The organism is Streptomyces sp. FXJ1.172, assembly GCF_001636945.3.
Classification (GTDB): Bacteria; Actinomycetota; Actinomycetes; order Streptomycetales; family Streptomycetaceae; genus Streptomyces.
On the sequence record NZ_CP119133.2, the window covers coordinates 6207172 to 6221274 of the forward strand.

Annotated in this window: 13 protein-coding genes and 1 pseudogene; 11 read left to right on the top strand and 3 right to left on the bottom strand. The window is 71.4% G+C overall.

The window, feature by feature from the left end; translation table 11 throughout:
• Positions 1-38: 38 nt before the first annotated feature.
• The 6 genes and pseudogenes from A6P39_RS27820 to A6P39_RS27845 all read left to right on the top strand — a co-directional run bounded on the left by A6P39_RS27820 (position 39) and on the right by A6P39_RS27845 (position 6186).
• Positions 39-1232 (top strand): carbohydrate kinase family protein, encoded by a 1194-nt coding sequence (locus A6P39_RS27820; protein ID WP_067039031.1) that lies wholly within the window; start codon positions 39-41, stop codon positions 1230-1232.
• A 148-nt stretch (positions 1233-1380) separates the two neighbouring features.
• On the top strand, positions 1381-2460 hold the full coding sequence (locus tag A6P39_RS27825) for a PhoH family protein (RefSeq protein ID WP_079133069.1): 1080 nt from the start codon (positions 1381-1383) through the stop codon (positions 2458-2460).
• A gap of 12 nt (positions 2461-2472) precedes the next feature.
• Positions 2473-2970 carry an rRNA maturation RNase YbeY gene (gene ybeY, locus A6P39_RS27830; protein ID WP_067039033.1) on the top strand — a complete coding sequence of 166 codons (498 nt, stop codon included), beginning with the start codon at positions 2473-2475 and terminating at the stop codon, positions 2968-2970.
• A gap of 16 nt (positions 2971-2986) precedes the next feature.
• Positions 2987-4285 carry a hemolysin family protein gene (locus A6P39_RS27835; RefSeq protein ID WP_067039034.1) on the top strand — a complete coding sequence of 433 codons (1299 nt, stop codon included), beginning with the start codon at positions 2987-2989 and terminating at the stop codon, positions 4283-4285.
• Positions 4282-4641, top strand: coding sequence for an MmcQ/YjbR family DNA-binding protein (locus tag A6P39_RS27840; RefSeq protein ID WP_067039035.1), 360 nt, complete (start codon positions 4282-4284; stop codon positions 4639-4641). The genes A6P39_RS27835 and A6P39_RS27840 overlap by 4 nt, the downstream gene beginning before the upstream one ends.
• A gap of 295 nt (positions 4642-4936) precedes the next feature.
• Positions 4937-6186: pseudogene (locus tag A6P39_RS27845) on the top strand (IS701 family transposase).
• 173 nt (positions 6187-6359) lie between these two features.
• Here A6P39_RS27845 and A6P39_RS27850 read toward each other — a convergent pair.
• Complete coding sequence (locus tag A6P39_RS27850) at positions 6360-7802, bottom strand: MFS transporter (protein ID WP_067054057.1); 1443 nt, start codon at positions 7800-7802, stop codon at positions 6360-6362.
• Positions 7803-7911: 109 nt separating this feature from the next.
• Here A6P39_RS27850 and A6P39_RS27855 point away from each other — a divergent pair, with 109 nt between their 5' ends.
• The 5 genes from A6P39_RS27855 (at position 7912) to A6P39_RS27875 (ending at position 12414) form a co-directional block, all read left to right on the top strand.
• Positions 7912-8772: a helix-turn-helix transcriptional regulator gene (locus A6P39_RS27855; protein WP_107304503.1), complete on the top strand. Its 861-nt coding sequence runs from the start codon at positions 7912-7914 to the stop codon at positions 8770-8772.
• Positions 8773-8800: 28 nt separating this feature from the next.
• On the top strand, positions 8801-9154 hold the full coding sequence (locus A6P39_RS27860) for a cytidine deaminase (protein WP_067054060.1): 354 nt from the start codon (positions 8801-8803) through the stop codon (positions 9152-9154).
• Between the two features lie 223 nt (positions 9155-9377).
• Positions 9378-9854, top strand: a complete 477-nt coding sequence (locus A6P39_RS27865; RefSeq protein ID WP_067054062.1) for a hypothetical protein — start codon at positions 9378-9380, stop codon at positions 9852-9854.
• Positions 9855-10006: 152 nt separating this feature from the next.
• Positions 10007-11344: a beta-xylosidase gene (locus tag A6P39_RS27870; protein ID WP_067054064.1), complete on the top strand. Its 1338-nt coding sequence runs from the start codon at positions 10007-10009 to the stop codon at positions 11342-11344.
• Between the two features lie 59 nt (positions 11345-11403).
• Positions 11404-12414 carry a WxL protein peptidoglycan domain-containing protein gene (locus A6P39_RS27875; protein WP_067054072.1) on the top strand — a complete coding sequence of 337 codons (1011 nt, stop codon included), beginning with the start codon at positions 11404-11406 and terminating at the stop codon, positions 12412-12414.
• Here A6P39_RS27875 and A6P39_RS27880 read toward each other — a convergent pair.
• Both A6P39_RS27880 and A6P39_RS27885 read right to left on the bottom strand, forming a co-directional pair.
• On the bottom strand, positions 12308-12646 hold the full coding sequence (locus tag A6P39_RS27880) for a P-II family nitrogen regulator (RefSeq protein ID WP_067054074.1): 339 nt from the start codon (positions 12644-12646) through the stop codon (positions 12308-12310). The genes A6P39_RS27875 and A6P39_RS27880 overlap by 107 nt on opposite strands.
• Entirely contained in the window at positions 12643-13956 is a 1314-nt protein-coding gene (locus A6P39_RS27885) for an ammonium transporter (protein WP_067054079.1), read from the bottom strand. Before A6P39_RS27885 ends, A6P39_RS27880 begins: the two co-directional genes overlap by 4 nt.
• Positions 13957-14103: the final 147 nt, after the last annotated feature.

Here is a 14103-nt window from a genome sequence, read left to right on the forward strand (position 1 = left end):
CACACTGGCCAGACCCGCACCACGTCAGGGAGCGCACCGTGACCGCCTCGCACGCCTTCACCGGAGAGGAACCGGAACACCTCACCCAGGCAGCGCGCTGCCGGGCCCAGGTCGACCCGCTCGCCGCGCTGCGCGAACCCGGCGACCCGCCCTGGGACGTCTACCTGACGGGCACGGTCTTCCTCGACATCATCTTCACCGGCCTGGACTCGGCGCCCGTGCGCGGCACCGAGTCCTGGGCCCGGGGGATGGGCTCCAGCCCCGGCGGAGTCGCCAACATGGCCACCGCGCTGGCCCGGCTCGGCCTGCGGACCTCCCTCGCGGCGGCCTTCGGCGACGACCACTACGGCGAGTACTGCTGGGACACGCTCGCCCAGGGCGAGGGCATCGATCTGACGCCGTCGCGGACCGTGCCCGGCTGGCACTCTCCGGTGACGGTGTCGATGGCGTACGAGGGCGAGCGGACGATGGTCTCGCACGGGCACGAGCCGCCCCCGCAGGAGCCGTCCCACCCCTCGCCCGCCACCGCCCTCAAACGACGCCCTTCGGGCGTGGACCCCCTTCCGTGCCCGCCCCGCGCGCGTGCCGCCGTCGCCTCCCTCACGCCGGGCACGCGCGCGCCCTGGATCGCGCAGGCCGCCCACGACGGCACCCGGATCTTCGCCGACGTCGGCTGGGACGACACCGGGGCGTGGGACATCGCCGGGCTCGCCGACCTGGAGCACTGCGAGGCCTTCCTGCCGAACGCGGAGGAGGCGAAGCGGTACACCGGCGCCGAGTGCCCGCGGGTCGCCGCGCATGCCCTGACCGAGTACGTGCCGGTGGCCGTGGTGACCCTCGGGCCGCAAGGGGCGTACGCGGTGGACCGGCGGACGGGGGAGGCCGCCGAGGTGCCCGCGATCGCCGTGGAGGCGCTGGACCCGACCGGGGCCGGTGACGTGTTCGTCGCCGGGTTCGTGACCGGCTCCCTGGCCGGGTGGCCGCTGGCGGACCGGCTGGCGTTCGCCGGGCTCACGGCCGCCTTGTCGGTGCAGGAGTTCGGGGGGTCGCTGTCGGCGCCGGGGTGGTCGGAGATCGGGGCGTGGTGGCGGCGGGTGCAGTCCCTGCCCGGGCAGGACCCGGCGGCGCTGCAGAGGTATGCGTTCCTCGAGGGTCTGGTGCCCAAGGAGCTGGACCGGGCCTGGCCGCTGCGGCGGGCGGTCCCGACCATCGGGTTCCGGCGCTCGGGGTGACCGCGGTGGGCGGGTTTCCCGCGAGGCCGTGGAGGCCTGTGAAAAGCCCTACGGCCATGTCGCCCCATCGTCGTACCCTGGAGTCGCGAGGCCGCCCTCAGCCAGGCGGCCGTGACGAGGAGGAAGCGCAGGCCTTCAGCGCCGGCCCATGACACAGACATCCACAGCTCACACCCCTTCGCAGGAGCAGGCGAGAGCGCAGTTCACCGTCCCCGCCCAGCACCCCATGGTGACCGTGCTGGGTTCCGGCGACTCCCTCCTGCGTGTGATCGAGAGGGCCTTCCCGGCGGCCGACATCCACGTCCGGGGCAATGAGATCAGCGCGGCCGGCGACCCCGCGGACGTCGCCCTCATTTCGCGCGTGTTCGACGAGATGATGCTGGTGCTCCGCACCGGGCAGCCGATGACGGAGGACGCAGTGGAACGCTCGATCGCCATGCTCAAGGCGAGCGAGAACGGGACGAGCGACGGCCCGGAGACCCCGGCCCAGGTGCTGACGCAGAACATCCTGTCCTCGCGGGGCCGGACCATCCGGCCCAAGACCCTCAACCAGAAGCGGTACGTCGACGCGATCGACAAGCACACCATCGTGTTCGGCATAGGACCCGCCGGTACCGGCAAGACCTACCTGGCCATGGCCAAGGCCGTCCAGGCCCTGCAGTCCAAGCAGGTCAACCGGATCATCCTCACCCGCCCGGCGGTCGAGGCCGGCGAGCGGCTGGGCTTCCTGCCCGGCACGCTCTACGAGAAGATCGACCCCTACCTGCGCCCGCTGTACGACGCGCTGCACGACATGCTCGACCCGGACTCCATCCCCAGGCTGATGGCCGCCGGGACGATCGAGGTCGCGCCGCTCGCCTACATGCGCGGACGCACGCTCAACGACGCCTTCATCATCCTGGACGAGGCCCAGAACACGAGCCCCGAGCAGATGAAGATGTTCCTCACCCGCCTCGGCTTCGACTCGAAGATCGTGATCACCGGTGACGTCACGCAGGTCGACCTGCCGAACGGCACCAAGTCCGGTCTGCGGCAGGTGCAGGACATCCTGGAGGGCGTCGAGGACGTCCACTTCTCCCGGCTGTCGTCCCACGATGTCGTACGGCACAAGCTGGTGGGCCGTATCGTCGACGCGTACGAGTTGTACGACAGCAAGTACGGCACCGAGAACGGCACCCACAAGGGCGGCCACGGCAAGTCCGGTGCCAAGGGCTCCAAGGGGAAGTAGACCAGCACGACCATGTCGATCGACGTCAACAACGAGTCCGGTACCGAGGTCGACGAGCAGGCGATCCTCGACATCGCCCGCTACGCGCTCGCGCGGATGCGCATCCACCCGCTGTCCGAACTCTCGGTGATCGTCGTGGACGCCGACGCCATGGAGCAGCTGCACATCCAGTGGATGGACCTGCCCGGGCCGACCGATGTCATGTCGTTCCCGATGGACGAGCTGCGGCCGCCGTCCAAGGACGACGACGAGCCGCCGCAGGGGCTGCTCGGCGACATCGTGCTCTGCCCGGAGGTCGCCGCCAAGCAGGGGGCGGACGCCCCGACGCAGCACTCCATGGACGAGGAGCTGCAGCTGCTCACCGTCCATGGCGTGCTGCACCTGCTCGGGTACGACCACGAGGAGCCCGACGAGAAGGCCGAGATGTTCGGCCTCCAGGCCGCCATCGTGGACGGCTGGCGGGGCGAGCGCGGCCTGACCGGTCCGTCGCCGGCGCCGACCGTCTCGTAAGCGGGCCGGTCCCGCCATGTCCCCGCAGATCGTGACCGGCGCGATCGCGCTGGTCGTCGTCGCCTGGCTCGCCGCCTGCGCGGAGGCGGGCCTCGCGCGCGTCTCCAGCTTCCGCGCCGATGAGGCCGTCAAGTCCGGCCGGCGCGGCAGTGCCAAGCTCGCCCAGGTCGCCGCGGACCCCACCCGCTATCTCAACGTGGCCCTGCTGGTCCGCGTCGCCTGCGAGATGGCGGCCGCGGCCCTGGTGACCTACGCCTGCCTGGAGGAGTTCACCGCCACCTGGCAGGCCCTGCTCGCCGCCATCGGGGTCATGGTCCTGGTGTCGTACGTCGCCGTCGGCGTCTCCCCGCGCACCATCGGCCGCCAGCACCCCCTGAACACGGCGACGGTGGCGGCGTACGTCCTGCTGCCGCTGGCCCGCGTGATGGGCCCGATCCCGTCCCTGCTCATCCTCATCGGCAACGCGCTCACACCCGGCAAGGGCTTCAGACGCGGCCCGTTCGCCTCCGAGGCGGAGCTGCGCGCGCTGGTCGACCTCGCCGAGCAGGAGTCGCTGATCGAGGACGAGGAGCGGCGGATGGTGCACTCGGTCTTCGAACTCGGCGACACGCTCGTGCGCGAGGTGATGGTGCCGAGGACCGACCTGATCACCATCGAGCGCTTCAAGACCATCCGGCAGGCCCTCACCCTCGCGCTGCGCTCCGGGTTCTCCCGGATACCGGTGACCGGCGAGAGCGAGGACGACATCGTCGGGATCGTGTATCTGAAGGACCTGGTCCGCAAGACGCACATCAACCGCGACGCCGAGAGCGACCTGGTGTCCACCGCCATGCGGCCGGCCGTCTTCGTGCCCGACACCAAGAACGCCGGCGACCTGCTGCGCGAGATGCAGAAGGAACGCAACCACGTCGCCGTCGTCATCGACGAGTACGGCGGCACCGCCGGCATCGTCACCATCGAGGACATCCTCGAGGAGATCGTCGGCGAGATCACCGACGAGTACGACCGCGAACTGCCGCCCGTGGAGGACCTCGGCGACGACCGCTACCGCGTCACCGCCCGCCTCGACATCACCGACCTCGGCGAGCTGTACGGCCTGGAGGAGTACGACGACGAGGACGTGGAGACCGTCGGCGGACTGCTCGCCAAGGCCCTCGGCCGCGTGCCCATCGCGGCCGCGTCCGCCGAGGTCGAACTGCCCGACGAACGCCGCCTGAAGCTGACCGCGGAGGCCGCCGCCGGACGCCGGAACAAGATCGTCACGGTCCTGGTGGAACCCGTCGGGAAGGCACCGCAGGAGGAGGAACCCGAGTGACCCCCGAGGAACTGCGCGCCTTCTGCCTCTCCTTCAACGCGGCCGTGGAGGACTTCCCGTTCAACCCGGAGACCTCGGTCTTCAAGGTGCTGGGCAAGATGTTCGCCCTGACGCACCTGGGCGCGCGGCCCCTGACGGTCAACCTCAAGTGCGACCCGGAGGACGCCGTCCGGCTGCGTGGCGAGCACGAGGGCCTGATCGTCCCCGGCTGGCACATGAACAAACGGCACTGGAACACCGTGACGGTGGACGGCGGCCTGCCGGCGCGGCTGGTCCGGGAGCTGGTCGAGGACTCGTACGACCTCGTCGTCGCGGGGCTGCCGAGGGCGGAGCGGCTGCGGCTGGACCGGCCGTAAGTCCCTTGCCGGGGGCGGGCGGTGCGGGGCCCGGTGGTCCAGCCCCGCCTAGTGCTGTGGCCGGAAAGGTTTGCCGGAAAGCTCGCGGCGTCCGGTGCGGTGCATCGCAAGGCGGAGCATCGCCCGTGTACTGGATGTACTCGGGTGATGCGACAACGCGGCGAGGTGCCGTGCCGGGCGTCGCGAGCCGGTGAACCTTTCCGGTCGCAGCACTAGTAGGGCTTGGTCAGCTTCATTCGTGAGTGGCGTGTCTGTTGGGCTCGGGTGTCGTTGTGGTGGTGTGACACCTGGGGAGATGGCCGAGGTCCGGGAGGACCTGGAGGCGTTCACGGCGGAGTTGTTCGACGGGTTCTTCCGTGCTGACCAGCGGCGGTGGGGGCAGGTGTATGTGCGCGGGCTGCTGCTGGACGGGCGGCGCAAGTCGGTGGAGCCGATGGCGGCCCGGCTGGGCGAGGACGGCAACCGGCAGGCACTGGCCCACTTCGTGACAACGAGCCCATGGAATCCGGCGCACGTGCGGGCCCGCCTGGCCTGGAAGATGCAGGACGCGATCAGGCCGGAAGCGCTGATCGTCGACGACACCGGTTTCCTCAAGGACGGGGACGCCTCGGCGTGTGTGTCGCGGCAGTACACCGGGACCGCGGGCAAGGTCACCAACTGCCAGGTGGGAGTGTCGCTGCACCTGGCTACCGACCGTGCCTCGGCCGCGATCGACTGGCGGCTGTTTGTGCCCGCTTCCTGGGATCCGGCCTCGCCGGAGGCGGATGCGGCCAAGGTCGCCCGCCGTAAACGGTGCCAGATCCCCGCCGAGGCCGGTCATGTGGAGAAGTGGCAGCTGGCCCTGGACATGATCGACGAGGCCCGCAGCTGGGGCGTCGACGTCCCCTTGGTCGTCGCGGACGCCGGATACGGCGACGCCACCGCCTTCCGCCTGGGGTTGGAGGAACGGAAGCTGGCCTACGCCGTCGGTATCTCCTCCCGGCTCACCGCTCATCCCGGACATGCGCGGCCGATCACCCCGCCTACCAGGGCATTGGCCGCCCGCCGGTGGCGACGTATCCGGACAAGCCGATGACGGTGAAGGAACTGGTCATCCAGGCCGGCCAGCAGGCGGCCCGGCCGGTGTCCTGGCGCGAGGGCTCCCGGCCGGGAACGGGCCGCAGCGGCTTCAAGCGCATGTACTCGCGTTTCGTCGCCCTGCGCATCCGGCCCGCCGGACGCGAGATCCGCCAGGCCACCAAGGGTGCGGAACTGTCCGAGCGCTGGCTGCTGGCCGAATGGCCCGCCACCGAGCCGGAGCCGGTGCAGTTCTGGCTGTCCAGCCTGCCTTCCGGCATGCCCCTGGCCACACTGGTGCGGCTGGCCAAGCTCCGCTGGCGCATCGAACACGACTACCGCGAGATGAAACAGGCCCTGGGACTTGCCCACTTCGAGGGCCGCACCTGGAACGGCTGGCACCACCACGTCACCCTCGTCTCCGCCGCCCACGCCTTCTGCACCCTCCGACGCCTGGCAGGCGCCCCAAAAGACACGGCGCAGGACTGAGCCTCTACCAAGCAGTCCGCGAGCTGCAGACACTCCTCGCCCTCTGGGCCGGCACCTGCCCCACCTGCCACCGAGACATACCCACCCCAATACGAACCTGACCAAGCCCTACTAGGGCCGGGCAACGGCGCGCGCGGCCGTGTGGTGCACACGGCCGCGCGCAGCGGGATCGTTCAGACCCCGGGCCGGTCCTGGCTCCGGCCCCGGCGCAGGCCCAGTCCGACCAGGACCGCGGCGGCGAGCACGATCGCCGCGTCCAGGGCGAGGACCGTGTGGACGCCGGCCAGCAGGTCACGGGAGGTGGTGGCCAGCACGCCCAGCAGCGGGATGCCGATCGTGATGCCGACCTGCTGGGTGGAGGTCACCAGACCGGTGGCCAGGCCCTGTTCCTCGTCCGGGACACCGGAGGTGACGGTCAGGCCGTACGAGACGATCGCGCCCAGGTGGAACATGCTGGCCAGGGACACCGCCGCCGTGGCGAGCCACACCGACCAGACGTGGGAGTCCAGCACGAGCAGCGCCGCGATCAGCGCGCCCTGGCCGGCCAGCGAACCGACCAGGGTGCGACGGGCGCCGAAGCGGCCGATCACCTTCGGGGCGAGCGAGCCGGCGACGGCCGACAGCACGCCCTGCACGCCGAAGACCAGACCCGTCTCGAACGCCGACAGGTGCAGGATGTCCTGGAAGTACAGGGTCAGGACGAAGATCACCGTCGACATCATCGAGAAGGTGACCAGACCGCCGACGTTGCCCCACGCCACCGTGCGGCGGCGCAGCATGGGCAGCGAGACGAGCGGGGCGGCCGTACGTGACTCGACGACCGTGAACACGGCCAGCAGGAGCACGCCGGCGGCCAGCGCCGTGATGACGTCCGGGCGGCCGAAGCCGTGGTCGGCGGCCGTGGACAGGGCGTAGATCAGCGACAGCAGACCGCCGGTGACGGTGACCGCGCCGGGCACGTCCAGGCGCGGACGGTCCGGGGTGCGGGACTCCGGCAGCAGGCCCGGGGCCAGCGGCAGCACGATCAGCGCGAACGCCGTCAGCAGGGCCATCGTGGAACGCCAGCCGAGCGAGTCCGTCAGCACACCGCCCGCGACCATGCCGAAGGTGTACCCCAGCGACATCAGGGTGCCGGAGATGCCGAGGGCGCGGTCGCGGGCCGGGCCCTCCGGGAAGGTGGTGGTCAGCAGGGACATGCCGGTCGGCACGATCGCCGCCGCGCCCAGCCCCTGCAGCGCGCGCCCGGTCAGGAACGACGCCGGGTCCCAGGCCAGGGTCGCGAGCAGCGAGGCCGCGCCGAACAGGGCGAGGCCGGCCAGGAACAGCTTCCGGCGGCCGAACAGGTCGCCGATCCGGCCGAAGAGGAGCAGGAAGCCGCCGGAGGGCAGCGCGAACGCGGTGACCGCCCACTGCAGTGCCGAGCGGCTCATGCCGAGGTCGGTGCCGAGTTCGGGCAGGGCCACGTTCAGGACGGAGAAGTCCAGCGCGACCATGAACTGGGCCGCGCACAGCACGAACAGGACGAGCTTGTCACGCGTCGACAACCGGGGCGGCCGGGGGGTGTCGAGCGGAGTGCCCGTGGAGGTGGTGGGTTGAGTCGTGGTGTCGATCGCCATGTCTTGAGCTTCGGGCCGCCGGAATACCGGTGGGGAGTCGGAACTTATGGTGGTGGTGGCACCACCAGACACGACGGGGGAGGAGCGGTACGTGCCTGCTGCGGGGGCGATGAGGAGTGAACGGCGCAATGAGCTGCGCGAGTTCCTGATGAGCCGGCGGGCCAGGGTCAGCCCCGAGGACGCCGGGCTGCCGGCGGGCGGCGGCCGGCGCCGTACGCCCGGGCTGCGCCGGGAGGAGGTCGCCGTGCTGGCCGGGGTGGGCGCCTCCTGGTACCAGTGGCTGGAGCAGGGGCGGGAGATCTCCGTCTCGCCGTCGGTGCTCGACGCCGTGGCCCGGGTGCTGCGGCTCAGCGACGCCGAGCGCCGGCATCTGTATCTGCTGTCCGGGATGAACCCGCCCACGCCCGAAGTGGCGCCGGAGAAACGGGACATGTGCGACGGGCTGCGGCGGCTGATCGACGCTTGGATGCCGTTTCCGGCGCACATCATGGACCTGTACTACAACTGCGTGATGTACAACGACGCGGCCGCGATCGTGCTCGGCATGCGGTCGGACAACACGCAGAACTGCCTCATCGACTTCTTCGTGGACCCGGTGTACCGGTCGCGCAGTCACAGCTGGGAGCGGAACGCCCGCAGGGTCGTGGCGCAGTTCCGGGCGGCGTGTGCGGCGCGGCCGGACGACGAGGGGTTCCAGGAGGTGCTGGCCGAGGCGTCGGCGCGCAGCCCCGAGTTCGTCCGGCTGTGGGCCGAGCGGGAGATCGAGGACCAGGGGCAGATCCGCAAGGAGCTGGAGCATCCGCTGGCCGGGCTGCTGGTGGTGGAGTCGACGGCGATGAAGGTGCCGGCCCGCCCGGACCTGTCGATCATCCTCCACACCCCGCTGGACGAGGCGAACACCGCCGAGAAACTGGAGTGGCTGGCATCTCCGGAAGGCCGGCGGGGCGCGATGTACCCCGTGGCGGGGTGACGGGACCCGGGCTTCGTATGCTCTGGGCATGACCGAGAGCAACGCGCTTGATCCCGAGGACCGCAAGATCGTCACCCTGGCCCGTTCCGCGCGGGCCCGCAACGGTGTGCCCGAGGGCGCGGCCGTACGGGACGAGACGGGGCGTACGTACGTCGCCGGGACGGTGGAGCTGGCCTCGCTGCGGCTGAGCGCGCTGCGGACCGCGGTCGCGATGGCCGTGGCGTCGGGGGCGCGGTCCCTGGAGGCGGCGGCGGTGGTGAGCGAGGCGGAGTCCCTGCCGGCGGAGGATCTGGACGCCGTGTCCGACCTCGGCGGCCCGCGGACGCCGGTCCTGCTCGCCGGGCTCGACGGCGAGGTCCGGCTGACCGTCTCCGCGGGCTGAACGACCCGTTGCGGGCTGAACGCCCCGTTGCCCAGCCGAACGAAAGGTCGGCTGGAATTCAACCTTGTTCGGTCCTTGCCCCTGCGCATCAATGGAGCCGTAACTTTCCGACGGACCGTCAGATCCGCACCGCCGCGCAGTGTGCCCGCACCCGCCTGCTCAGGCCTCTTCGTCCGCCGGCCCCCACATGGCACTCCCCACCAGGGAAGGGAAGCAGATCCCCATGAGAGGCAAGCGCACGGCAATGGGTGCGGCACTGGCCGCCGGGGCCCTCGCGGTCACCGGACTGGCCTTCGCGCCCTCCGCGGCCGCCGTCACCCCACAGTCGGCGACCATCACCGCGAGCTGCGGCATCTTCGGCGGCGGCTCGGCCACGCTCACCGCCACCCAGAGCGGCACCTCGGCCACCATCACCCTCACCTCCTCCGCGATCACGGCCCCGGTCGCCGTGGCGCAGGACTCCATCTCCTCCACCCTGACCCTGGCCAAGGCGGGCGGCGGCTCCGTGGTGTTCAGCGGGACCAAGAACCCCGCCATGAACACCGGCGACGCCGTCAGTGTCGGCCCGCTCCCCGGCAGCGTCGCCTCCGGTGACAGCCTGGACGCCTACGGCGGCTCGCTGAAGATGGTGATCTTCGGGGTCACCGTGACCTGTACGGCGAGCGGTCCGCAGGCGCCCGGCCCCTTCGTCTTCGACTGACCGAACTGAGCGATCTGTTCCGGATGCCGCGGAAACTGATGATCCGTCAGATTTCTGCGGCATCTCCATTGACTTCTCACTCCGGCTCCACATCAATGCCCCCTGTCGGCGCAGACGAGCCGCTGCGCCCGCAACCCTCAGGAGGGGGCCCCATGGGTTCGACACCCCCAAGACCACGAAGATCCCGACGGTGGCGCTGGGCGTCACTGTTCGGAGCGACCGCGCTCGCGGTGACCGCGGGCGGCGCGCTGGCCTGTCCGGCCGGTGCCGCCGGCACGAACGTGGACTTCGCCACGCACTGCATCCCGCCCGCCGTCGCGGGCATCCCGCCGATCGACGGCACCACGACCGCCGACGTGTCGGTGGACAACGCCAGCCCCAAGGTCGGCGACACCGTCACCGTCACGTACACGGTCGTCACCGCCGCCGCCAGCAATCCCACCGACCTCGCTCTGCCCGCCGACATCATGACGCCGACCGGGAAGGTGACCCTCGGTGGCGCCCAGACGGGGGACGTGACCGTCGCCGGGCCGAAGAAGAACCCGCCGGTGCCGGGGAAGGCGGCCTTCCCGTCCTTCTCCATGACCGGCACGTTCACCGTCACCAAGGCCGGGCAGATCACCCTCTCGCCCGGCGACTACAACATCCACACCAGCTACATCCTCGAGCTGGACACCCCCTGCACGGTCACCAGCCCGCCCGCACCGGTGTCGCAGACCGTGACCGCCACCGACGGCACCCCGGCCAACACCCGGGCCATCTCGCTGAGTTCGGCCTCGGGTGACGCGGGCGCCAGTGTGACCGTCACCGGCAGCAACTTCACGCCGGGAGCCACCGTCACCCTGGCCGGGCGGTCCGGGAACCTGCAGACGGCCGACACGGCGACCGTGACCGCCAACTCCCAGGGCTCCTTCAGCGGCTCGCTGGTCGTCACCGACAAGACGACGACCGGGATCGTGGCCTACGAGGGCGCCTCCTGGAGCGCGGACAAGGGCGCCGGCCCCGCGGCCTACGTCGTCAACGACAACTCGCCCGTCCCGCCGGGCAGTCAGAAGCTGACGACCACCGTCAAGGCGGGCACGCTGTCCATGTCCCAGGCCGGGGACTCGGTCGCGCTGTCGTCGGTCGGCTTCGGCCAGGGCGGCGCCTCGACCGGCAAGCTGCAGACGGTGACCGTCAAGGACTTCCGCGGCGGACCCGCCGGCTGGTCCCTGACCGGCAAGGTCACCGACCTCACCGGTCCCGGCGCCAAGATCGACGCGGGCAGGCTCAGCTGGACACCCGCCTGCGCGACCAAGGCGGGCAGCCCCAGCACCTGCAAGGCCGGTTCGGCGGGCACCGTGGGAGGCTCGGGAGCCACCCTCGCACAGGCCCCCGACGGCACGTTCACCGGCGGCGAGTTCACGGTCGACGCCGGGCTCTCCCTGGACGTACCGGCGTTCACGCCTCCGGGCTCGTACTCCGGTGTGCTCACGTTGACGCTCACCTGAGCGTGCGGGCGTCCGCACCCGCCCGCTGCCCCGTCTCTCGTCCGTGGGGGTCCGCACCCATGCGCAAGCTGTACGTCCTCCTCCTGGGTCTGCTGCTGACAGCGCAGGCCGCACCCGCGCACGCCGCCGGCAACGGCAGCTGGTCCGTCTACCCGCTCGCCTCGAAAGTCGCCGCGCGGCCGTACTTCTACCTCTCGGCCGACCCCGGCCAGACCCTCACCGACAAGGTCACCGTCGCCAACACGACCGGCAGCCCGCTCACCTTCCGCCTCTACGCGGCCGACGCCTACAACACGCCCCGCGACGGCGGCTTCGCCGTACGCACGCTGAAGGAGCGGATGCTCGGGGTGGGTGCCTGGGCGCGGCTCGCGAAGGAACGGATCACCGTGCCCGGGCACCGGAGCGTCACCGTGCCCTTCACCCTGCGGGTGCCGGACGGCGCCGAACCGGGCGACCACCCGGGCGCGATCGTCGCCCTGGACGAGCGGGTCGAGCCGGGCAGCGGTGCGCTGGCCCTCGGCGTGCAGCGGGCCGTCGGCGCCCGCGTCTACCTCCGGGTGAGCGGCCCCACGCTCCCCGCGGTCTCCGTGGAACACCTGCGGATCAGCCACCACCAGCCGCTCGTCCCCGGCCTCGGCGCCGGCACGGCCACCATCTCCTACACCCTGCGCAACACCGGCAACGTCACCGTCGGCCCGAGGGTGGAGCTGAGGGCGCGCGGGCTGTTCGGCCGTACGCTGCTCGACCGCGACCTCACCCGGGTCCCCTCCGAGCTGCTGCCGGGGCAGACGGTACGGCTCACCGAACCCTGGTCCGGGGCGCCCCAGCTCGACTGGGCGGACGTGACGCTGACCGCGAGCGCGCCGGGCACCCGGCAGTCGGCGAGCGCCTCCTTCCTGGCGCTGCCCTGGCTGCTCGCCGCGGTCGTCTTCGCGGCCGGTGCGGCGTGCGGGGCGCTGCTGGTCAGAGCGCGTCGGGGCCGTGCTCGCCGGTCCGTACCCGTACGACGGTCTCCACGGGCACGGACCACACCTTCCCGTCCCCGATCTTCCCCGTCCGCGCGGCCCTGACGATCGCGTCGATCACGGCGTCGGCGTCCGCGTCCTCCACGACGACCTCGATGCGCACCTTCGGCACCAGGTCGACCCGGTACTCGGCCCCCCGGTACACCTCGGTGTGACCACGCTGGCGGCCGTAGCCGCTGGCCTCGGTCACGGTCAGACCGTGCACACCCAGCTCCTGCAGGGCGGACTTGACCTCGTCGAGGCGGTACGGCTTGACGATGGCGGTGATGAGCTTCATGCCTGGGGCTTGACCTTCTGCACGGAGTGGACGACGGACGCGCTGACCGGGGCGCCGTGGCCCAGGACGCCGTGATCGTATGCCGTCTCCGCGTGCACCGTAAGGTCCAGGCCGGTGTGCTCGTGCTCCTCGCTCGCCCTGAGGCCCATCGCCTTGTCGAGCAGCTTGCCGAGGCCGTACGTCACCGCGAAGGCGTACGCCGCGACGACCACCACGGCGAGGAACTGCTTGCCGAGCGGGGCGAGCCCGCCGCCGTAGAAGAGGCCCTCGGTGCTGCCGGTCATCGCCTTCTGGGCGAACAGGCCGATCAGCAGGGTGCCGATGATGCCGCCGACCAGGTGAACGCCGACGACGTCGAGGGAGTCGTCGTAGTTCAGCCTGAACTTCCAGCTCACCGCGTACGAGCAGACGACACCGGCGGCGAGGCCCACGACAAGGGCGCCGAGCAGGGAGACCGTGCCGCAGGAGGGGGTGATCGCGACGAGGCCGGCCACCGCGCCGGAGGCGGCGCCGAGGGTGGTGGGGTGCCCGTCCCTCTTCTGCTCGACGAAGAGCCAGCCGAGCAGGCCGGTGCAGCCGGCGGCCATGGTGTTGAGGAAGGCGGCCGCGGCGAGGCCGTTCGCGCCGAGCGCGCTGCCCGCGTTGAAGCCGAACCAGCCGAACCAGAGCAGGCCGGCGCCGAGGATCACCATCGGCAGGTTGTGCGGGCGCATCGCGTCCTTCTTGAAGCCCAGGCGCGGGCCGAGGACCAGGCACAGGGCGAGACCGGAGGCACCGGAGGTGATCTCCACGGGCAGACCGCCCGCGAAGTCGAGCGCGCCGAGCCCGGCCGAGATCCAGCCACCGGGGCCCCAGACCCAGTGGGTGACGGGGACGTATACGACGAGGGTCCACAGCGGGACGAAGACCAGCCACGCCGAGAACTTGGTCCGGTCGGCCACCGCGCCGCTGATCAGGGCGGCCGTGATGATCGCGAAGGTCAGCTGGAAGGTGGCGAACAGCAGGGTCGGGACCGTGCCGTGGACGCTCGCCGGGCCGAGGCCGTGCAGGCCGGCCTGGCCGAGGCCGCCGATGAGCCCGCCGCCGATGTCGTCCCCGAAGGCCAGGGAGTAGCCGGCGGCCAGCCAGACCACCGTGACCAGCGCGATCGACACGAAGCTCATCATCAGCATGTTCAGGACGCTCTTGGTGCGGACCATGCCGCCGTAGAACAGGGCCAGCCCCGGCGTCATCAGCAGCACGAGGGCGGTCGCGGCGAGCAGCCAGGCGGTGTCGCCGGTGTTCACTTGGGGCGCGGCGGCGAAGGTCACGGGCGTCTCCAACGGTGCGGGGGCTGTGTCAGAGAGTCACCGGTGTGCGTTTCCGGTCGCGTACGGGTGTGTTTCCGTGGCGTTTCGTTGCGTGCGGGTTTCCGGAAGCTCACGCGGAGGGCGGCGGCGGGCCGCGGGGAGGGGCGA

What these genes read in the sequence shown, in the direction of transcription:
- ybeY (WP_067039033.1), top strand. Translation starts at nt 2,473, where the DNA reads ATGTCGATCGACGTCAACAACGAGTCCGGTACCGAGGTCGACGAGCAG.
- A6P39_RS27860 (WP_067054060.1), top strand. Translation starts at nt 8,801, where the DNA reads ATGACCGAGAGCAACGCGCTTGATCCCGAGGACCGCAAGATCGTCACC.
- A6P39_RS27835 (WP_067039034.1), top strand. Translation starts at nt 2,987, where the DNA reads ATGTCCCCGCAGATCGTGACCGGCGCGATCGCGCTGGTCGTCGTCGCC.
- A6P39_RS27850 (WP_067054057.1), bottom strand. Translation starts at nt 7,802, where the DNA reads ATGGCGATCGACACCACGACTCAACCCACCACCTCCACGGGCACTCCG.
- A6P39_RS27825 (WP_079133069.1), top strand. Translation starts at nt 1,381, where the DNA reads ATGACACAGACATCCACAGCTCACACCCCTTCGCAGGAGCAGGCGAGA.
- A6P39_RS27865 (WP_067054062.1), top strand. Translation starts at nt 9,378, where the DNA reads ATGAGAGGCAAGCGCACGGCAATGGGTGCGGCACTGGCCGCCGGGGCC.
- A6P39_RS27870 (WP_067054064.1), top strand. Translation starts at nt 10,007, where the DNA reads ATGGGTTCGACACCCCCAAGACCACGAAGATCCCGACGGTGGCGCTGG.
- A6P39_RS27880 (WP_067054074.1), bottom strand. Translation starts at nt 12,646, where the DNA reads ATGAAGCTCATCACCGCCATCGTCAAGCCGTACCGCCTCGACGAGGTC.
- A6P39_RS27875 (WP_067054072.1), top strand. Translation starts at nt 11,404, where the DNA reads ATGCGCAAGCTGTACGTCCTCCTCCTGGGTCTGCTGCTGACAGCGCAG.
- A6P39_RS27855 (WP_107304503.1), top strand. Translation starts at nt 7,912, where the DNA reads ATGAGGAGTGAACGGCGCAATGAGCTGCGCGAGTTCCTGATGAGCCGG.